The organism is Agreia bicolorata, from assembly GCF_000938265.1.
GTDB lineage: Bacteria > Actinomycetota > Actinomycetes > Actinomycetales > Microbacteriaceae > Agreia > Agreia bicolorata.
The window spans coordinates 136,719-155,021 of sequence record NZ_JYFC01000003.1 but is presented as its reverse complement, the minus strand read 5'-3'; the positions used below and the strand labels follow the sequence as shown (position 1 = coordinate 155,021).

Sequence of the window (18,303 nt, the reverse complement as noted above, 5' to 3'; positions counted from 1 at the left end):
GGAGATCGGATCAGGGGGTGGGCGCCGCGAGTCCGAGCCGTGGGTAGAGCTCGGTGAAGGCATAGGGAAGCCCGCCCCGCAGGGCAGTCACAACGTGGTCGGCGCCCGGCACGACATAGTTCTTGGTCGTGAAACCGGCCGTCTCGGCCAGGGCCGCGTTGCTTGCGGCGAATTGCGTGTACTCCGGGTCGTTCTCGCCCGCGGTGAAGACCGCCATGTGCGCCGCGAACTTTCCCTTGTTCTTCTCGAGCCACGATGCGGGCTTGGCCGCGGCGAAGGCATTCGCGTCTCCGCCGTATCCGTCGGCGATGGCCGCTGCTTCGTTCTCGTCTCCGGGCCATTCGTTGCCCGAGATGTCGATGATGTTGCCCCAGATTTCAGGGTATTTGGCCGCCCAGGTGAATGCACAGGCTCCACCGTTCGAGTACCCCGCGATCGTCCAGTACTGGGGGTCCTGCAGAATATGCAGCGTCTTTTTCGCGTAGGCGACGATGTCTTTATTGAAATAGGTGTCGACTCCACCGTATCTGGCCGAGTCGGCGCAGACCGGGTCGGTGTCGGGGTCTCCGAGTTGATCGGCGATGATCACAATGGGCGCGAGCCCCTTGTTCCTCGCTGCCACCTCGTCGAGTGCTGCGGCGATGAAGTCTGGCTGGGGATTTCCGGGTTGACCCATCATCATGACCACCAGCGGAAGGGCGGGAGCATTCGCGACCTGAGCCGCCGGCGGAAGGTAGATCGAGGCTTCGCGCGGCGCGAACCCGGCGCTCGACGTGATGGCGTTGGAGCCTGTGAGAAGGCCCGTCTTGCCCGTGGTGGGCATGTCGGCCGGAGGCTCCCAGCTGGCGTAGAGAGGCGCGGCGGGGGTGGTGGCCGTATCGAGTGGCTTGGGGCCGTCGAGTCCTTCGATCGCCTCCTGAGTTGATACACCCAAAGCCGACCCGATAGTGCGGTCGATCCCGAACCCGGCGTTGATGCCGAGGCCGGCAGACAGTAGAGAGAAAACGACCAGGCCCACGGCGATGACTTTTCGGCGGCGTGACGATTTGGTGAAGCTCGCGATCGCGAGACCGATGGCTGCGAACATTGCTGCGAGCCACGGGGCCGTCGGTGTGGGCAAGGGCACACCGACAACGCCGGTCATGTCGACGACGATCACAAGGGCAAGACCCAGCGCGGCACCGCCCAGCATGCTGCCGACGGCGACCAACAGCCATCGCCGCGTTGGCCGGCGAATAAGAAGCAGAAGAACGCCCACAGCGGCCAATGACCAGAGAACGATAGGGAGCGGTCCGTCGATGATGTTGATGTTGTAGAACCAATGCAGCACTGTGCGCCTCCTCATGACACCTTCTCACTTCTGCGGCTGTCTTTCCGTTGCGGGTCGATCAGTCTTGAGACCGAAGCAGCATCAAGTGCCCAAAGATCGGGCCATTTCTGGGACGATTCTCAGCCCGGGCGGCGTCTTTTGGGGATTGAATCGTGCGGTGGCCTCGACAAGCTGCGCTTTACGGGGCTGCTCGAGGTCTTCGACCACATCTGCATCTCGGAGCGGATCGGCGTGCAGAAGCCAGATGGGGCGGCCTTTCGCATGCTGGCAGCAAGTCTGGGCGTGGAGCCGGGGGAGTGCCTGTTCGTCGGAGACAATCCTCTGCACGACATCGATGGGGCGCGCGCCGTGGGCATGACCGCTCTACTGGTGGATCGCTACGGCGCCCACAGGGAGGGTATTGAAGGCGCCGTCATGGAGCAGCTGGCGCGTGGCGCCCTATAGCGTAGGAGCGTGCGCGAGCTGACTCCCGAAGACAACGAGCCCGTGGGTCGCGCGCATGGCGAGCGCCACCCCGGTTCGGTGCCCACCATTCACGACGTCGCGGCAGCTGCCGGCGTTTCGAAGTCGGTTGTCTCAAGGGCCTTGTCGGGAGCGCCAGGGGTGGCCGCGCGCACGGTCATGAAGGTCAAGGCGGCGGCGGAGGCGATCGGCTATGTGGCCAACGCGAACGCCCGCGGCATGTCGGCGCACCGCACCCACACTCTGGGCGTCTTCGTGCGGGATGCCGCGACGCCGTTCTATGGACACCTGCTGACGGCGTTCCAAGAGCAGGCATCGGCCAGGGGATATCGCGCGGTCACGGCCACCGGATCCGGCTCGTTCCCGATCGAGGAGGAGCGTCGGGCGCTCGAGACACTCGTGTCGCTGCGCGTCGAGGGGTTGATCGTCTGCAGCGGCGCTCTGCCCGTCGAAGACATCATTCCCTTTGCCCGGCGCATCCCGACCGTCATCGCGGGTCGCCCAGAGGCGGACCCCTCGGTGAGCAGCATCTACTGCGACGAGGTCGGCGGTGGGCGTGGAATGGCAGAGCACGTCGTCGGACTCGGCCACCGCCGGGTGGCTGTGATGACGCATACGGCCGCCTCTTCGCTCACTCAGTCGGCGAGAACCGAGGCCATGGTGCAGTACCTGCGCGACGCCGGTGTCGACGTTCTGCCGTTCCGCTGCGAGGACTACGGGCTCGAGATCGAGGGCACTGACAGTATCGTGCAGGCGATCCTCGACGTCGGCGGCGTCACCGCGTTGATGGCGCCGAGCGACTCGTGGGCGCTCGCCGTTCTCGAATCGCTGCAGAGGCGGGGCCTCACCGCCCCGAATGACATCTCCGTTACCGGCTACGACGGGGTGAAGCCCTTCACATCGAGCATTCTCGGATTCACCTCGTGGCGCCAGCCGCTGACGCTCATCGGGCAGCTCTCCGTCGACGATGTGGTCGATCAGATCGAGGGGCTCTCCCAGGGAGCGAGGCATCGCTCGATCGACGGCGAGCTGATCCCCGGGCGAACCGCCGCGGCCGTCTAGCCCTCGTCACCGTTCGTTCACCCACTGGACGCCTGCGCGTTCACTCCTCCCGTTGTGATTGTGTCCGAGAATAGGGAACGTTCCCTACTCTGAATGACACTCACCCTAGAAAGCGAGATCGTGTGAACGACCACATCGCCCATAAGCTGCCCCGCGACGACAGCGATCCCTACCGCTATGGCATCTACCTGCGCCCCGACGCGAAGACCTGCCGTGCCGTGACCGTCGTCACCGACCAGCTGCGCGCGCAATACGGGCTGCTCTCGGCGGGCGCGTTCCCCCCGCACGCCACGCTCGTCGGCAGCCAGCCCTTCGGCTTCAACGAGAACGAGGTCATCGAGGCCGTGACCGCGCTGCTCGCGAATCGCGAGGCGTTCGAGGTGCATAACGCGGGCATCCGGTCTCAGGGAATCGGCTACGTCTACGACGTGAGCCAGAACGCCGACGGAACGGTGAACGACGAACTGGTGAGCCTCGCCCGAGACATCGATGCCGCGGTCGAGCCGCTCAGGCGCCCCATGAACAACCCGCTGCCGAACGACTTCGTGCCCGAGCTGTTTCGCGGCCACCTCTCGCTCGCCTCGCACGACCTCTACGTGCGCCCTGATCTGCACGAGGAGGTCGGCGAGTTCATCAGGGAGCTCGACGTACCCGTGCCCGCCTCGTTCGCCGGCCGCTCCGTGGTGATGTACCGCACGGCCAGCCCCGACTGGTCGGGTCGCTGGTGGCAGACGATGACCTGGGAGCACGTGCACAGCTGGGTGCTGGCCGGCGCGTGACCCAGGGTCCGGATGCCGCGGGCCGAGGCCGCGCGCGCGGCGGCCCACGGCATCCAGTCTTTCGCTAGGCCGCCGGGCGCCGGCTCGACGACAGCTCGCGCACCCGGGCGATGAGGGCTGCGTGGTCGCCGCCCGCGCCCATGGCCACGTAGTCGAGGCTCTGCTGTGGGTGGTCGACGGCGGCGCCTTCGCGGAATCCTGCGTAGCGTCCGCCCGCGCGACGCAGAATGTGGGCGCCGGCCGCGACATCCCAAGCGCCCGTATCGAAGCCCATTGTTGCGTCAGACCAGCCCGCGGCGACGTGCACCAGGTTGAGCGCTCCGCTGCCGGTGCTGTGGTGGTGCTGGTAGGTGCTCGTTATCTGCGCGAGTAGCTCGAAGGCTGCGTCGCCGAGCAGATCGACGTCGTGCTGGTTGGGAAAGCTCGTGAGGAGCGTCGAGCGGTCGTCGTCGGCCGATGCCGATCGCATGGTCTTGCCGTCGAGGGTGGCCTCGCCGTCGCCCGCAGCGAAGAGATGGTCTGCCATGGGGTCGAGCACGACGCCCGCGACCACCTCGCCGTCGACCTCTGCCGCGATCGAGACGCACCAGTAGGCCAGGCCGCGGGCGAAGTTCGCCGTGCCGTCGATGGGGTCGATGATCCAGCGCAGTCGGGCCTCGCCCGAGCTGCCCGTCTCTTCGCCGAGCACCTGTGATCCGGGGGCTCCGGCCTGCAATACCTCGCTGATGACCCTTTCGGCCTCGCGGTCGTACTTGGTCACCACGTCGTGCGCGTCGCGCTTGAACGAGATGTCCATGTCGGAGCGGAAGGCCGCAACAAGGGCGGGGGCGGCGGTTCGAGCTGCAGTCTCGGCGAGGTCAACAAGCTCGTTCGGGTTGTACGTCATGTCGGGTGTCATGGGTGCTCCTGTTCGTGGTCAGTAGGGATTGATTCAGGCCTTCCTTAACACCGCGTGAACGCTCGGCAACCGGATGCTCGCACCGCTTGACCGCACTACCGAGGGTGTCGGAGAGTTGACCCGTTCCAAAAAAGGGAACGTTCCCTATTATCCGAAAGGATGCTGAATGTCAGCCTCCACAACTGCAGAGCGGCGCGTCGCCGTGGGTCAGCGCCGTGCCCCGTCGGCGCAGTCCTGGCTTCGTTCCGACCGACGCGTCGGGGTCGCGCTCCTTGCGCCCGCCTTTGCTGCGTTCGCCGTGTTCGTGTTCTATCCGCTCGGCAAGGTCATCTGGCTCAGCACGCAGGGAACCGACATCTTCGGGCAGGCGGCGGGCTTCGTCGGAGCCAAGAACTTCGTGACGATCTTCACCGATCCGCAGTTCGGCGCCACCATGCTGCGCACCGGGGCGTTCTGTCTCGCCGTGGTGGCCGGGCGCATCGTTCTCGGGCTGCTCATCACCATCCCGCTCACAACGAAGCTGCGCGGTATTCCCGTGTTCCGGGCGCTGTTGACGTCGCCGATGGTCGTCAGCGTCTCGGCGGCATCCGTCGCCTTCGCGGCCATGCTCGCGCCGGGCAACGGACTCGTCAACTCGGTGATCACGCGTTTCGGCGGCTCAGCCATTCCTTTTCTCACCAGCACGCAGTGGGCGTTCGCGAGCGTGATCGTCGTCACGGTGTGGGGCTCGATCGGCTTCACCGTGCTGTTGATGCTCGGCGCCTTCGGTGCCATCGATCACGACGTCGTCGAGGCCGCACACCTCGACGGAGCCGGACCCTTTCGAACCCTCTGGTCGATCTCGCTGCCGCTCGTGACCCCCACGCTGTTCTTCATCGTTGTCACCGGGGCGGTCGAGGGGCTCACCACCTTCGGCCAGATCCAGATTCTCACGGGCGGTGGCCCGGCGAACTCCACCACAACGCTCGTCTACAACATCTATCAGTCGGCGTTCGGTGCGGGCAGCGCCAACTTCGGCCTCGCCGCGGCGCTCGGCGTGGTGCTCTTTCTGCTGGTGCTCGCGCTGTCGCTCGTGCAGTTCGGCGTGCTCGAGAAGCGGGTGAACTACTGATGCGCTCGCCGAAAAGACGCTCGTCCATGCGGGCCCGGATGCGCAGCGCGCTGCTCTATGTCTGGCTCGTCGCAGCGGTGATCGTCGTCTGCTTTCCGCTGTACTACATCTTCGAGGGGGCGCTGACGCCGACTGCCTGGCTCGACCAGGGTCTGGAAGGGCTCGTGCCCATCCACCTCACGCTCGACAACGTGATTCGAGCTACCCAGGTCATTCCGCTCGGCCGGCAGTTCGGCAATAGCGTCGTGGTCACGATCTGCCAGACGCTCCTGCAGGTCGCGATCGGCATCGCCACAGCCTACGCTCTGGTCTTCTGTCGACTGCGCGGCACCCGAGCGCTCTTTCTGGTTCTGCTCTCGAGCATGATGATCCCCGCCGAGACCACCCTTATCGCGAACTACCTCACGATCTCGTCGTGGCACCTCATCGACACCGTGCCCGCCGTCTTCCTGCCCTTCGTCGCCTCGGCGCTCAGCATCTTCCTGTTCCGGCAGGCGTTCCTGAGTTTTCCGGGCGAGCTGCGAGACGCCGCGCTGCTCGACGGAGCCGGGCACTTTCGCTTCATCCGATCAATGCTGTTGCCCGTCGTTCGACCGACTCTGATCTCGGTGACCCTGGTCAGCGCGACGGCGGCCTGGAACGGCTTCTTCTGGCCGCTGCTCGTCACCAACTCGCCCGACAACCGAACCGTGCAGGTGGGCATTGCCCAGCTCTCCAGCGCCGAGGCCACCGACATCGGCGTCGTGCTGGCGGGCGCCGCCATGGTCACACTCCCCGTGCTCATCGTTGTGCTCCTCGCACAGCGCTTTCTCGCCGGCGGCATCACCGCCGGTGCCCTCAAATAGAACCCGAACAGAAGGAATTCGAAAGCTATGTCCGTACGTAAACGCACCCTCCTCGCGGCGACCGCCGGTGCAGCGATGCTCTTCGCCCTGTCCGGATGCGCGGCGCCCGGCTCCGACGCCGACCCGGCCACCGCATCCGGCCCTGTCACCCTCACGTTCTGGCACGCGATGACCGGACCCGCGGCCACCGAGCTCGACACCCTCGTCTCGCAGTTCAACGCGCAGGAGGCGGGCAAGATCACGGTCGACGCCTCGTTCCAGGGCAGCTACGCCGATGTGCAGACCAAGTACACGGCCGCGGTGCAGTCAAACTCGACGCCCGACGTGCTGATGATGAACGACATCTCGACAGGCTTTATGGTCGACTCGAAGAAGACCGTGCCCCTGTCGACGTTCACCGACAAGGACTCATCGTTCGACGCCGACAGCTTTCCCCCGATCGTCAGCTCGTACTACGCGGCAGCATCCGGTGGCCTCGCGGCCATGCCGTTCTCAGTGTCGCAGCCGGTGCTGTACCTGAACCGTTCGCTGGTCACGCAGGCCGGGCTCAACCCCGATACCCCGCCGACGACACTCGCCGAGGTGGCTGACTGGGCCGAGAAGATCCACGCCTCGACGGGCGCGTACGGCATGACCATGAACATGAGCGATTCGTGGATGCTGGAGGAGATGTCCGCCTCGGGTGGGGAGAACTTCTGCACTCCCGAGAACGGCCGCGGTTCCGACAAGGTGACGGGACTCGACCTGACGACCCCGACCCAGGTGGCGTTCATGGGTCAGCTGCAGAAACTGTTCTCCGACGGAACCGCGTTGAACCCCGGCACAGACAACAGCGCCATGGTCTCGGCGTTCGCCAGCAACAAGGTGGGCATCATGCTCACCTCATCGGGCGCATACACGACCGCCGACCCCAGCAAGACCGCCTCGAAGGTTTCTGCCTTCCCGAAGACCTCGAACTCGAAAGACGCCGGTGTGGTGGTCGGTGGCAACGCTCTGTGGATCTCGGGCGACGGGCACTCCGAGGCGCAGCAGCAGGCTGCATACGAGTTCCTCACCTACCTGCACTCGGCCGATGTGCAGGCCGAGTGGTCGAGCGCCACGGGCTACCTTGCATCGAACACGGGAGCCGCCGACACGACGGCCGGCAAGCAGTCTCTTTCCGATCCGAACGTCGCGGCGATGGCTGACCAGCTCGCGAACACGCCGGCCAGCCAGGCCGCAGCCGGATGCCGCACGGGCGCCTTTCCGACGGTGCGCGCCACGGTCATCGGCGCGTTCAACCAGATCGTCGAGGGGGCCGACGTTACCTCCACGATGAAGGACGCCGAGTCGAAGGCAGCGGACCAGATCGCGGCGTACAACACGGCGGCCGGCTGAGCCTCCGCCGGCCGCTGATCGCGAAACGTGTGCAGCCTGAGTGGCTCCTCGTCGTTATGCGACGAGGAGCCGCTCTGCGCGCACACGTCTGCGATCCTCCTTCGACAGGCTCAGGGAGCGGGCCTTCAGGCGCGGAGGGCTGCCTCGACCAGAGCAAGAGCCTGGTCGGAGGGGAGGCCCAGCGAGCGGGTCTTCGCCGCGTACTCCGTCGCCGCGTGCTGTGCTGCCCGGTGGGCAGCGTCGCCCTGCGCTGAGACGAGAGTTCCACCCCGGCCGTGAGTCTCGACGATGCCGTCGGCCTCGAGTTCCTTGTAGGCGCGGGCCACGGTGTTCGCCGCGAGCCCCAGCTGCTCGGCGAGGGAGCGCACGGGTGGAAGTCGGAAGCCCGCGGGCAGTTCGCCCGAGGTGACCTGTTCGAGAACGCGCGCCCGCAGCTGTTCGAACGGGGGAGTCGAGCCCTCGGCATCCACCGACCAGTCGCCGGGAAAAGTCGCCTCAGGCATCGGATGCCTCGTTCGGGCCGGGAGATCGCTCTGCAAGTGACTCGAGCAGGGCCTTGGGCACGATGAGTCGTTCGAGATCGCCGAAAGGCACCGCGCCGTCGTCGGAAGCGGCCGGCACGTCTGCGCTCGCGCTCAACTCCCGAACCTGCGTGTGCAGCTTCTGCATCTTCAGGTCGAGGCGGTTCGCCGTGGCCGCCGCGTCTTTGAGCTCATCGAGCAGGGTTGCCGGAACCTCGCGGTTGTACTTGTAGTAGATCTTGTGCTCGAGGCTGGCCCAGAAGTCCATGGCGATGGTGCGGATCTGGATCTCGACGGGCACCTGCTCCACCCGGTCTGACATAAAGACGGGAATCGACACGATGAGGTGCAGGCTCGTGTAGCCGTTGGCCTTGGGGGCTGCGACGTAGTCGCGCTCGGCGATTACCGTGAGGTCGACCTGGCTCGCGAGCATGTCGCGGATCTTGTAGATGTCGCTCAGAAAGCTGCAGGTGATGCGGATGCCGGCGATGTCGTGGATGTGCTCGCGGATCACCGCGGTGTCGATCTCGAGCCCCTTGCGCTGCACCTTCTCGAGGATCGATTCGGGCGACTTCAGTCTCGAGTTCACGTGCTCGATGGGGTTGTAGTCGTGCACGTGGTTGAGTTCTTCGCGCAGGATATTGATCTTCGTCATGATCTCGTCGATGCCGAATTTGTACGACATCATGAAACGTGTGAATTCGGCCCGAAGGTCGGAGTCGGACAGATTGTCTGGGGCATGCACGATCCGAAGTCTGCCAGCGCTACCTGCGGATCAGGTTCGAGAGCACGATGGCACTGCGGGTGTGGTCGACGTTCGGCGCGATCCGCACCTTCTCGAGGGCCAGCTCGAGGCTCGGGATGTCGCGCGAGCGCATGTGCACGATGGCGTCGGCGCTGCCCGTCACGGTTCCCGCATCGACGACCTCCGGCACAGACGAGAGGATGCGTTTGAGCTCGGCAGGCGCGACGGTTCCGCGGCAGAACAGCTCGACGTAGGCCTCGGTCACGGTGCCGTCGAGGGTGGGATCGAGCTGGATGGTGAATCCGCGGATGATGCCGCTGCCGACGAGCCTGTCGATGCGTCGCTTGACCGCCGAGGCCGACAGTCCGATGACCTGCCCGATGTCGCCGTAGCCCGAGCGGGAATTGAGCTTGAGCAGGTCGAGAATCTTGTAGTCAAGGGCGTCCATACAGCGAGGATACGCGGAATTCTTGCAGCGGCGGGCACTTCGCGCACGAGTTCGGCGTCGAACGATCGTCACGCGTGGATTGCTGCGTGCAAGACTTGTTGCAGGCGTGCCCGGCTGTGCAACAGGCCTGGGCCACTGGACTCAGTCCGCCTCCCGTGACAATCCTCGGAGGAACTCCCCATGACGTCCACTCTCGAAACCTCAGGCCAGTCTGCGGCTCCCGCTCGCGTCGCCACCAAGCGGCACTACCTCATGTGCCGTCCCGACCACTTCACGGTCGCGTACCGCATCAACCCCTGGATGGACCCGGCGGTTCCCACCGACACGTCGCTTGCCGTGGCCCAGTGGAACACCCTCTACGAGACCTACCTCTCGCTCGGCCACACCGTCGAACTGATCGACCAGGTACCGGGCCTGCCCGACATGGTCTACACGGCTAACGGCGGATTCATCATCGATAACGTGGCCTATGGCGCCCTGTTCACGCACCCCGAGCGCCAGCCCGAGGGCCCCGCGTTCATGGAGTGGTTCCGCGAACACGGCTACGAGGTAGCCGAGCCTGCCAACACGAACGAGGGTGAGGGCGATTTCCTTCTCGTCGGCGACGTGATCCTTGCGGGCACCGGCTTCCGCAGCGCGTCGAACAGCCACGAGGAGCTCGGAGAGATCTACGGCCGCGAGGTCGTCACACTCACCCTCGTCGATCCGCGTTTCTACCACCTCGACACGGCGATCTCCGTGCTCGATCCGCTGACGGGTGACAAGACCGCGAACATCGCCTACCTGCCGAGCGCGTTCGACACGGCAAGCCGTCTCGAGCTCGAGAAGCGCTTCCCCGACGCGATCCTCGTCAGCGAAGAAGACGGCGCGATCCTCGGCCTCAACTCCATCTCCGACGGCTACAACGTGGTCATCGCGAACCGCGCGGTGGGCTTCGAGAAGCAGCTGCGCGAGCGCGGCTACAACCCGATCAAGGTCGACCTCTCCGAGCTGCTGCTCGGTGGTGGCGGCGTCAAGTGCTGCACGCTGGAACTGCGATGAGTGCGGTGGCCGTGGAGTTGTCGGCCACTCAGGCGGCGGCCATCCGGCTCGTCGAAGAGCATGCCGCGCACAACTATCACCCGCTTCAGGTGGTCGTGGAATCGGGCGACGGAGCGTGGGTCACCGACATCGACGGGCGTCGCTACCTCGATTGCCTCGCCGCGTATTCGGCGGTCAATTTCGGCCACTCGAACCCCGTGCTGATCAACGCCGCCAAGGCGCAGCTCGACCGCATCACGCTCACGTCGCGGGCGTTCCACTCCGACCGCCTCGGCCCGTTCGTCGCCGCGCTGGCCGAGCTCGCGGGCAAAGACATGGTGCTGCCCATGAACACCGGTGCCGAAGCTGTGGAGTCGGGCATCAAGGTCGCCCGCGCCTGGGGCTACCGGGTCAAGGGTGTCGCTCCCGAGAAGGCGAACATCGTGGTCATGGACGGCAACTTCCACGGCCGCACGATCTCGATCATCAGCTTCTCCGACGACGCGACGGCCCGCGACGGCTTCGGCCCGTTCACGCCCGGGTTCCGCAGTGTGCCGTACGGCGACGTGGATGCGATCGCGAACGCCATCGATGAGAACACGGTCGCCGTGCTGGTCGAGCCGATCCAGGGCGAGGCGGGAATCGTGGTTCCGCCCGCGTCGTACCTGCCCGCGCTGCGTGAACTGTGCACGGCGCAGAACGTGCTCATGATCGCCGACGAGATCCAGTCGGGGCTTGGCCGCACGGGAGCCACGTTCGCGTGCGATCTCGTGGGCGTCGTTCCCGATCTCTATCTTCTGGGCAAGGCGCTGGGCGGCGGAATCGTTCCGGTGTCGGCCGTGGTCGGCAACGCCGACATTCTCGGGGTGCTGAACCCCGGTGAGCACGGGTCGACCTTCGGGGGTAACCCGCTGGCCGCCGCTGTAGGCCACGCCGTGGTCGACCTGCTGGCCACCGGCGAGTATCAGGCCCGGGCGGCCGAGCTGGGGGCGCACCTGCACTCGCGCCTGCTCACGCTCGTGGGTCTCGGCGTGGTCGAGGTTCGTGGAGCCGGCCTCTGGGCGGGCATCGATATCGACCCCATGCTCGCATCGGGACGCGAGGTCTGCGAGGCGCTGCTGGCCCGCGGAATTCTGGCGAAGGACACGCACGGGTCGACCATTCGCCTCGCGCCGCCGATCGTGATCTCGAAGGAAGACCTCGACTGGCTGGTCGACGAGCTCGCGGCCACGCTGGAGTCGTTCAAGGCCTAGTCACCTGGATGCGGCTACTCGACCGGCGCCTCCGTGGCCGGCGCGGTCGCTCCGGGCGCGTAGACGCTCTGCACGAACGACGTGAACGCGCTCGCGTCGTCCAGCGCACCGGTGTACGCCTTTCCGTTCACGAGTACGAGCGGCGCCGTCTTGAGGGCCGACACATCGGAGTTCGGAACCGACGCGCGGGCCCGGGCCGTCGCATCCTTCACCCAGTCGTTGAATGCGCCCGAGGTGATGCAGTCGGCCACGCCCTTGTCGCTCACCCCTGCCTTCTGAACCAGGGTGACAAGGTCGGTGGCTGCAAGACCTGCATCACCGGCCGTCGACTGGGCGGCGGCCAGAGCGGTGTTCACGGCCGGCACGCTGTCGGGCGATGCATCGGCGACACAGGCGACCGTATTGGCCGCCCGCTGTGAGTAGTTCTGGTTCACCGAGTCGTCGAGCGCCACGGGGTGCAGCTCGAGCGTCGCGTTGCCCGACGTCACCCACGACAGAATGGTGCTGCCGTTCGTGGCGTCGAACTTCGCCGAATCGGCGCTTCCGTAGTCGGCGTACACGACCAGGTGCAGGATGCCGTCGCTCGTGTCGAGCGTGCTGGTCTCGGGAGCTGCTCCCGCCTCGAGCGCGGCCGTGGTCGCCGCGGTGATCGTCTTGCCGTCGCCCGAGAGCTGGATGCCGTCGCTCGCCATGTTCAGCGGACCGAGCGTCGGCGCCGGTTCCAGCGCGGAGACGATGGTCACCGTGCCGACGGACAGAATGGCGACGCCGACCACCGCCAGGCTCGTGCGCCGCACGATGCGATTGCGCCTGCGCCGCCGGGCAGCCTCTTCGCGCTCGAGACGAGCGAGTTCGCGTGCGAGGGCGCGGCGATCCTTCTTGCCGAGTCCGCTGAACAGGGTCTTGTCGGCTTTCATCGGATGGTCTCTCCTCGGCGGTGCGCAGAACGAACGCACCGACACTAGTGAGCGCAGCTTCGGCGTCGCTTCGACCTTGCTCTCAAAAAGCTGAAGAAGAACCGAGCGCGGCAGTTGTGCCCGGCGCGGACTGTAGTGACAGGTGTGCCGGTACATACAGTCCGCGCTGGCAACTACTGGCAACTGACCCACACTAGAATTCTTCAAAACCGAGTACCTGCTTGGTTTTACTCCAGACGCCAAGGATGCCGCCGATGCCAGCCTCTCTCGCCCGACTCCGCGATCTCGTTCCCGCCCGCGCACGCGTGATCATCGACAACGACTTCTCGGGCGACCCCGACGGACTGCTGCAGCTTGCACACCACCTGCTCTCGCCGTCGGTCGACATCCGCGCCGTGATCGGCTCCCACCTGCGCCCCGGTGATCCGTTCGACGCCTCTGAGGTCACCGCCGACAATGCCGCGCGTGCGGCGCAGGATGTCGTGGCGCTCGCCGGTCTCAACGGTCGCGTACCGGTGCTGGCCGGCTCGAACGTCGGGCTGGCCGATCGGGCGACGCCCATCCGGTCTGCGGCCACCGACGCGATCATCGCGGAGGCGATGCGCGACGATACCGAGCTGCCGCTCTACCTCGCGTGCGGGGCCGGGCTCACCGAGGTCGCCAGCGCCTGGCTGCTCGAGCCGCGCATCGCCGAGCGGCTCACGCTGGTGTGGATCGGCGGCCCCGAGCATAAGGGGATCGCGGTTGCGCCGCCCGGATCGACCGGCCCGGAATACAACCTCAACATCGACCTCATCGCGGGGCAGGTGGTCTTCGGTGACTCCGACATCCCGATCTGGCAGGTTCCCCGCGACGCGTACCGGCAGACCTTGCTCTCGACCGCTGAGCTGATCACGCGCGTGGCGCCAGCGGGGGCTCTCGGCGAGCATCTCGAACGGGCGATCACCCGGGTATCCGTGATGGCGGGAGCGCACGGCATTTTTCTCGGCGAGACCTACATTGCCGGCGACAGTCCGCTGGTTCTGCTCACTGCGCTGCAGTCGGCATTCGAGCCCGATCCATCGTCGAGCGAGTACGTGGTTCGTTTCACCCCCGGTTTCAACGATGCAGGAGAGTACGTCGAGGTGTCGGATGCGCGACACATGCGCGTCTACACCCGTCTCGACGTGCGGCTGATGTTCGACGACCTTTTTGCGAAGCTGAAGTTGCTCGCGGCCGCATAGGCGCCGCATAGACGGATAGATGTGAAATCAGTCGGGCAGACGAGATGTCCAAGCGCGTAAGCCCACAACAGAAGAGGAGTACAACCCACTATGCCTTTGGACCCGACCATTGCCGAAAAGCTGCATCTGCTTGACGGTATTACGTCTTTTGATGAAGCATTCGCTGATCCGGAGAAGGCGTCGCGGCTTCTCGCATTTCTCAACGACGGCAACGAGTATGCCCCACCTGCGGTACGCCACCATGACGAATCCATCGGCTCGGACGCTGGAGAGTTCAGTATTCGGGTCTACGAACCTGATGCGCAGCCGCAGAGAGTTCTTGTATGGGCGCATGGCGGAGGATTCACCGGCGGCACGATCGACATGCCCGAGGGAGATTTCTTCAGCAGGGAGATATGTCAACGCGCATCTGCTGTTGTGATCTCAGTCGACTATGCGGTGGCGGGGGCCGGCATTGGGTACCCGACCCTTCATCGACAGGTCACCGCAGCGTTCATGTGGGCCCGTGCCGCCGCACACAGATGGAGCATCTCCACAGACAGCGTCGCCCTCGGAGGCGCAAGTGCCGGCGCGAACCTGGTTTTGGGCAGTGTTGCAGAATCGATTGACACCCGGTCGCCGCTCCCTGCGCAACTCATCCTCGCTTACCCGACCGCGCACCGCGATCTCCAAGTCTCGGCTGAGGTCGAGAAGCTGACGAGCACTCTGCCGCCCATGTTGCGTTTCACTCCAGCGGTCATATCATCCATGTACGCCGCTTACGCTAACGGTGCCGTCGACGCTCCCTATCTTGCGATGGACAACCGTTCGTTCGTCGGATTCCCGCCCATGACGGTCATCGTCGACGAGTACGACGACCTCCGCACGTCTGGAGAGGTGCTTGCTGCTCGGGCGCACGATGACGGCGTGAAAACTACTCTGCGACTGGCGCCTGGGATGCTTCATGGGCATTTCAATCGGAGCGCTGCCGTTCCGCAAGCCGATGACGACCTAGCCTTCGTGGCCGGGGTCCTTGCGGACGGTGCTAGAGCGGCACGGTGAGGAGGGGGCGCAGGAATCGCCGCGTCTCTTCGGCCATATCGACGGAATCCTTGTCGAGCAGCCACTGCACCTGGAGGCCGTCCATGAGTGCGACGAAGGAGCGCGCGGCGCTGTCGGGGTCGACTCCCGCAGCGAGCTGGCCGGCGGCACGGGCGCCCTCGAATGACTCCTTCGTTATGCCGACGACCCATCGATAGCGATTCACGAAGTAGCTGTGAGCCGGGTGGTCGGGCGAGGTGGCCTCCGCCGAGAGCACGCAGTGCAGCTCGACGAGCCCGGGAACGCTCGAGTTGTATTCGACTACTCTCACCAGGCCGCGAAGATGCTCCAGGCCGTCAGGGCTCTCGAGATTCGAGATGCGGCGGGACTCGTCGTCACGCAGTTCGAGTACGCCCGCGAGCAGCTCGTTCTTGTTCGAGAAGTGATGCAGCAGCCCGGCCTGGCTCATTCCGACGCGTTCGGCGATTTCGCGGATCGATCCGCTGCGGAACCCGTTCGTCGAGAAAACCTCGATGCCGGCCTGCAGGATCTCGCGTCGCCGTTCGGCTGTCTTCTTGTAAGAGCCGCGGGGCTTTCCGTTCACAGTCATGAAGGTGACTCTACCCGCGATAATAACGATTCAATCAAAACCTAGTGATCGCTCGCTTTTCGTGTTAGCGTCACTCCAGACGTAGCCCAATGGGGGTCTACATGCACCCGAAAGAGACAACGATGTTCCGATGGAAGAGATTGGCGGCGGTGGCCGCCGTCGTCGCACTGGGCCTGACCGGCTGCTCAGCTGCATCCGGTGATGGTGGGAATTCGGCAGGAACCCTGACCATCGGTCAGATCCTTCAACCGAGCACGTTCGCTGCAGCGCAGTCGAACTGGGCGAACGAGTCCCCCTACATGCAGGCTGTCTACGACACCCTCCTCACGGCTGACACCAAGGGTGAGCTTCAGCCCGGCCTCGCGACCAAGTGGGAGTACAACGACGACAAGACGCAGCTCACGCTTACTCTGCGTGACGACGTGAAGTTCACCGATGGCACGGCGCTCGACGCCGAGGCCGTGGCCAAGAACCTCGTGCGCTTCCGCGACGGCGCCGGCCCCAACGCCTCCTACCTCGTCGACATGACGGATGCCGTCGCCACCGACGCGAAGACCGTCACGATCACCATGAAGGCCTCCAACCCGGCGCTTCTCACCTACCTCTCGCAGAACGCCGGACTCGTCGAGGCGCCGAGCGCCTTCGATTCGGCCGACATCCAGACGGTTCCCGTCGGCAGCGGTCCCTACACGCTCGACACCGCAGCGACCGTCGTCGGAACCTCCTACGTGTTCGACAAGAACCCCGACTACTGGAACCCCGAGAACCAGCACTACGACAAGATCGTGATGAATGTCTACGCCGACCCCACGGCGCTGCTCAACGCGATCAAGGGCGGACAGGTCAACGCGGCGAACACCCTCAACAACAACGACGTCGCGCAGATGGAGGCCTCCGGCTTCACGGCGAACCCCCTCGAGCTCAACTGGGCCGGGCTCACCTTGATGGACCGCAACGGCACCGTCGATCCCGCGCTCGCCAACGTCAAGGTACGACAGGCCATCAACTACGCGTTCGACAAGGACGCGATGCTGAAGACGGTAGAGAGCGGCTTCGGCACGGTGACCACGCAGGTGTTCCCGGAGCGTTCCGCTGCCTATGACAAGAGCCTCGACTCGGAGTACGACTACAACCCGGCCAAGGCCAAGGAGCTTCTGGCCGAGGCAGGCTACGCAAACGGTGTCACCATCCAGATGCCCAGTTCGCCCCTTCTCGGAACGGCGACCTTCACGCTGATCCAGCAGCAGCTGGCGGATGTCGGAATCACCGTCGAATACACGGAGCCCGGCAACAACTTCATCTCCGACATCCTGACCCCGAAGTACCCCGTGGTCTACATCCCGCTGCAGCAGGGTGGCGACTGGGAGCTGATCCAGTTCCTGATCTCTCCCACGGCGACGTTCAACCCGTACCACACGTCGGATGACACGGTGAATGGATATATCGCCACCGTGCAGAACGGTACCGAAGAAGAAGCAGCCAAGGCCGCCAAGGACCTCAACAAGTACCTGGTCGACAACGCCTGGTTCGCCCCGTGGTACCGCCCGCAGTCGACGTACGTGACCGACGCGAACACCACGGCGGTTGTGCAGCCCGGCAACGCCGTGCCCTACCTCTGGAACATCAAGCCGAAGGCCTAATCCCTCGGTGCCCCGTCGGCGCCGGCAACCTTCCGTTGTCGGCGCCGCCGGGGCCTTTCTGCACGGCTTCATCCCTCTTCATTCCCGCAAAGGAACAATGGTGTTGAGATTCATCCTGAGGCGTTTGGCCTCCGGCGTTGTGCTGATCGTCGTCATCTCGACGATCGCCTTCGCCCTGCTCTACGTCGGCGGTGGCGACATAGCCCGCCGCATCCTCGGCCAGACCGCGACGGCTGAGACTGTCGCTCAGAAGACGCAACAGCTGGGTCTCAACCGGCCTCTCTACGAGCAGTTCGTCGACTGGGTGTCCCACGCCGTCGTCGGCGACTTCGGCACGTCGTGGTTCACCGGTCAAGAGGTCATCCAGGCCATCTCCTCGCGGGTGGCCGTCACTCTGTCTCTGGTGATCGGCGCAACGCTGATCAGCGCCATCGTCGCCGTGCTGCTCGGAGTGTGGGCTGCCCGTCAGCGTGGCTGGCCGGACAGGCTCGTGCAGATCATCTCTGTTCTCGGCTTCGCCATCCCCGGATTCCTCATCGCTCTCGGCCTGGTCATCGTGTTCGCCATCAACCTCGGCTGGTTCAAGCCGACGGGCTTCGTGCAGTTCGCGACCTCGCCCTCGGGCTGGCTGTCATCGATCACCCTTCCCGTCATCGCCTTGGCTATCGGAGGCATCGCCGGTGTGGCCCAGCAGATCCGGGGATCGGTCATCGACGCTCTGCGCCAGGACTACGTGCGCACCCTCCGCAGTCGGGGCCTCTCGGCGAATCGTGTCATCTACAAGCACGTTCTGCGTAACGCGGGCGGACCTGCCCTCGCCGTTCTCGCCGTGCAATTCGTCGGTCTGCTCGGTGGGGCCGTCATCGTCGAACAGGTCTTCGCCATCCCCGGCCTCGGCCAGGTCGCCGTCACCGCCACCAACCAGGGTGACATTCCACTGGTCATGGGGCTGGTCGTGGTCACCGCCGTCATCGTCGTGGTCGTGAACCTGGTCATCGACATTCTGCAAGGCTTCCTCAACCCGAAGGTGCGACTCTCGTGA

At 65.2% G+C, this 18,303-nt stretch carries 19 protein-coding genes; 12 read left to right on the top strand and 7 right to left on the bottom strand.

Annotated elements, in window-relative coordinates; translation table 11 throughout:
• Positions 1-10: 10 nt before the first annotated feature.
• Complete coding sequence (locus TZ00_RS07580; protein ID WP_044440634.1) at positions 11-1,345, bottom strand: alpha/beta hydrolase; 1,335 nt, start codon at positions 1,343-1,345, stop codon at positions 11-13.
• 123 nt (positions 1,346-1,468) lie between these two features.
• On the opposite strand from TZ00_RS07580, the gene TZ00_RS07575 reads away from it, so the two are divergent.
• From TZ00_RS07575 to TZ00_RS07565, 3 genes are all read left to right on the top strand, one after another.
• The gene (locus TZ00_RS07575; protein ID WP_044440631.1) at positions 1,469-1,774 is read left to right on the top strand and encodes an HAD family hydrolase; all 306 of its coding nucleotides are present in this window, start codon (positions 1,469-1,471) and stop codon (positions 1,772-1,774) included.
• A 9-nt stretch (positions 1,775-1,783) separates the two neighbouring features.
• Positions 1,784-2,854, top strand: a complete 1,071-nt coding sequence (locus TZ00_RS07570; protein WP_139368525.1) for a LacI family DNA-binding transcriptional regulator — start codon at positions 1,784-1,786, stop codon at positions 2,852-2,854.
• Between the two features lie 122 nt (positions 2,855-2,976).
• Entirely contained in the window at positions 2,977-3,633 is a 657-nt protein-coding gene (locus TZ00_RS07565) for a heme utilization protein (protein ID WP_152631114.1), read from the top strand.
• Between the two features lie 64 nt (positions 3,634-3,697).
• Here the strand turns inward: TZ00_RS07565 and TZ00_RS07560 are convergent, their stop codons facing one another.
• Positions 3,698-4,531: an inositol monophosphatase family protein gene (locus tag TZ00_RS07560; protein WP_044440629.1), complete on the bottom strand. Its 834-nt coding sequence runs from the start codon at positions 4,529-4,531 to the stop codon at positions 3,698-3,700.
• Positions 4,532-4,697: 166 nt separating this feature from the next.
• On the opposite strand from TZ00_RS07560, the gene TZ00_RS07555 reads away from it, so the two are divergent.
• The 3 genes from TZ00_RS07555 to TZ00_RS07545 are packed head-to-tail and all read left to right on the top strand — an operon-like array spanning position 4,698 to position 7,864.
• Positions 4,698-5,642: a carbohydrate ABC transporter permease gene (locus TZ00_RS07555; RefSeq protein ID WP_044440628.1), complete on the top strand. Its 945-nt coding sequence runs from the start codon at positions 4,698-4,700 to the stop codon at positions 5,640-5,642.
• 26 nt (positions 5,643-5,668) lie between these two features.
• Positions 5,669-6,487 (top strand): carbohydrate ABC transporter permease, encoded by an 819-nt coding sequence (locus TZ00_RS07550; protein WP_044440627.1) that lies wholly within the window; start codon positions 5,669-5,671, stop codon positions 6,485-6,487.
• A gap of 27 nt (positions 6,488-6,514) precedes the next feature.
• Positions 6,515-7,864 (top strand): extracellular solute-binding protein, encoded by a 1,350-nt coding sequence (locus TZ00_RS07545; RefSeq protein ID WP_044440625.1) that lies wholly within the window; start codon positions 6,515-6,517, stop codon positions 7,862-7,864.
• Between the two features lie 125 nt (positions 7,865-7,989).
• Here the strand turns inward: TZ00_RS07545 and TZ00_RS07540 are convergent, their stop codons facing one another.
• The 3 genes from TZ00_RS07540 to TZ00_RS07530 are packed head-to-tail and all read right to left on the bottom strand — an operon-like array spanning position 7,990 to position 9,578.
• On the bottom strand, positions 7,990-8,367 hold the full coding sequence (locus TZ00_RS07540) for a GntR family transcriptional regulator (RefSeq protein ID WP_044440624.1): 378 nt from the start codon (positions 8,365-8,367) through the stop codon (positions 7,990-7,992).
• Positions 8,360-9,130, bottom strand: coding sequence for a GTP pyrophosphokinase (locus tag TZ00_RS07535; RefSeq protein ID WP_338010789.1), 771 nt, complete (start codon positions 9,128-9,130; stop codon positions 8,360-8,362). The genes TZ00_RS07540 and TZ00_RS07535 overlap by 8 nt, the downstream gene beginning before the upstream one ends.
• Positions 9,131-9,149: 19 nt before the next feature.
• Positions 9,150-9,578: an Lrp/AsnC family transcriptional regulator gene (locus tag TZ00_RS07530; protein WP_044440623.1), complete on the bottom strand. Its 429-nt coding sequence runs from the start codon at positions 9,576-9,578 to the stop codon at positions 9,150-9,152.
• Between the two features lie 180 nt (positions 9,579-9,758).
• On the opposite strand from TZ00_RS07530, the gene ddaH reads away from it, so the two are divergent.
• Together ddaH and rocD are read left to right on the top strand one after the other, a co-directional pair.
• Entirely contained in the window at positions 9,759-10,619 is an 861-nt protein-coding gene (ddaH, locus tag TZ00_RS07525) for a dimethylargininase (RefSeq protein ID WP_044440622.1), read from the top strand.
• On the top strand, positions 10,616-11,851 hold the full coding sequence (gene rocD / locus TZ00_RS07520; protein WP_044440621.1) for an ornithine--oxo-acid transaminase: 1,236 nt from the start codon (positions 10,616-10,618) through the stop codon (positions 11,849-11,851). The genes ddaH and rocD overlap by 4 nt, the downstream gene beginning before the upstream one ends.
• A gap of 14 nt (positions 11,852-11,865) precedes the next feature.
• Here rocD and TZ00_RS07515 read toward each other — a convergent pair whose 3' ends face one another.
• Complete coding sequence (locus TZ00_RS07515; RefSeq protein ID WP_044440620.1) at positions 11,866-12,768, bottom strand: DsbA family protein; 903 nt, start codon at positions 12,766-12,768, stop codon at positions 11,866-11,868.
• Between the two features lie 254 nt (positions 12,769-13,022).
• Here TZ00_RS07515 and TZ00_RS07510 point away from each other — a divergent pair, with 254 nt between their 5' ends.
• Entirely contained in the window at positions 13,023-13,991 is a 969-nt protein-coding gene (locus TZ00_RS07510; RefSeq protein ID WP_084605981.1) for a nucleoside hydrolase, read from the top strand.
• Positions 13,992-14,081: 90 nt separating this feature from the next.
• Complete coding sequence (locus TZ00_RS07505; RefSeq protein ID WP_052521392.1) at positions 14,082-15,032, top strand: alpha/beta hydrolase fold domain-containing protein; 951 nt, start codon at positions 14,082-14,084, stop codon at positions 15,030-15,032.
• Here TZ00_RS07505 and TZ00_RS07500 read toward each other — a convergent pair.
• On the bottom strand, positions 15,016-15,621 hold the full coding sequence (locus tag TZ00_RS07500) for a TetR/AcrR family transcriptional regulator (RefSeq protein WP_044440618.1): 606 nt from the start codon (positions 15,619-15,621) through the stop codon (positions 15,016-15,018). The two genes, TZ00_RS07505 and TZ00_RS07500, sit on opposite strands and share 17 nt — an antisense overlap.
• Positions 15,622-15,722: 101 nt before the next feature.
• Here TZ00_RS07500 and TZ00_RS07495 point away from each other — a divergent pair, with 101 nt between their 5' ends.
• Together TZ00_RS07495 and TZ00_RS07490 are read left to right on the top strand one after the other, a co-directional pair.
• A complete protein-coding gene (locus tag TZ00_RS07495) occupies positions 15,723-17,261 on the top strand; it encodes an ABC transporter substrate-binding protein (RefSeq protein WP_238579617.1) in 1,539 nt (512 codons plus the stop codon).
• Positions 17,262-17,358: 97 nt separating this feature from the next.
• Positions 17,359-18,303 carry an ABC transporter permease gene (locus TZ00_RS07490; protein WP_338010788.1) on the top strand — a complete coding sequence of 315 codons (945 nt, stop codon included), beginning with the start codon at positions 17,359-17,361 and terminating at the stop codon, positions 18,301-18,303.

Excerpts from the sequence above, each read along its gene's own strand:
- TZ00_RS07580 (WP_044440634.1), bottom strand. The coding sequence starts at position 1,345 with ATGAGGAGGCGCACAGTGCTGCATTGGTTCTACAACATCAACATCATC.
- TZ00_RS07560 (WP_044440629.1), bottom strand. The coding sequence starts at position 4,531 with ATGACACCCGACATGACGTACAACCCGAACGAGCTTGTTGACCTCGCC.
- TZ00_RS07555 (WP_044440628.1), top strand. The coding sequence starts at position 4,698 with ATGTCAGCCTCCACAACTGCAGAGCGGCGCGTCGCCGTGGGTCAGCGC.
- TZ00_RS07550 (WP_044440627.1), top strand. The coding sequence starts at position 5,669 with ATGCGGGCCCGGATGCGCAGCGCGCTGCTCTATGTCTGGCTCGTCGCA.
- TZ00_RS07545 (WP_044440625.1), top strand. The coding sequence starts at position 6,515 with ATGTCCGTACGTAAACGCACCCTCCTCGCGGCGACCGCCGGTGCAGCG.
- TZ00_RS07540 (WP_044440624.1), bottom strand. The coding sequence starts at position 8,367 with ATGCCTGAGGCGACTTTTCCCGGCGACTGGTCGGTGGATGCCGAGGGC.
- TZ00_RS07530 (WP_044440623.1), bottom strand. The coding sequence starts at position 9,578 with ATGGACGCCCTTGACTACAAGATTCTCGACCTGCTCAAGCTCAATTCC.
- ddaH (WP_044440622.1), top strand. The coding sequence starts at position 9,759 with ATGACGTCCACTCTCGAAACCTCAGGCCAGTCTGCGGCTCCCGCTCGC.
- rocD (WP_044440621.1), top strand. The coding sequence starts at position 10,616 with ATGAGTGCGGTGGCCGTGGAGTTGTCGGCCACTCAGGCGGCGGCCATC.
- TZ00_RS07515 (WP_044440620.1), bottom strand. The coding sequence starts at position 12,768 with ATGAAAGCCGACAAGACCCTGTTCAGCGGACTCGGCAAGAAGGATCGC.
- TZ00_RS07510 (WP_084605981.1), top strand. The coding sequence starts at position 13,023 with ATGCCAGCCTCTCTCGCCCGACTCCGCGATCTCGTTCCCGCCCGCGCA.
- TZ00_RS07505 (WP_052521392.1), top strand. The coding sequence starts at position 14,082 with ATGCCTTTGGACCCGACCATTGCCGAAAAGCTGCATCTGCTTGACGGT.
- TZ00_RS07500 (WP_044440618.1), bottom strand. The coding sequence starts at position 15,621 with ATGACTGTGAACGGAAAGCCCCGCGGCTCTTACAAGAAGACAGCCGAA.
- TZ00_RS07495 (WP_238579617.1), top strand. The coding sequence starts at position 15,723 with ATGCACCCGAAAGAGACAACGATGTTCCGATGGAAGAGATTGGCGGCG.
- TZ00_RS07490 (WP_338010788.1), top strand. The coding sequence starts at position 17,359 with ATGGTGTTGAGATTCATCCTGAGGCGTTTGGCCTCCGGCGTTGTGCTG.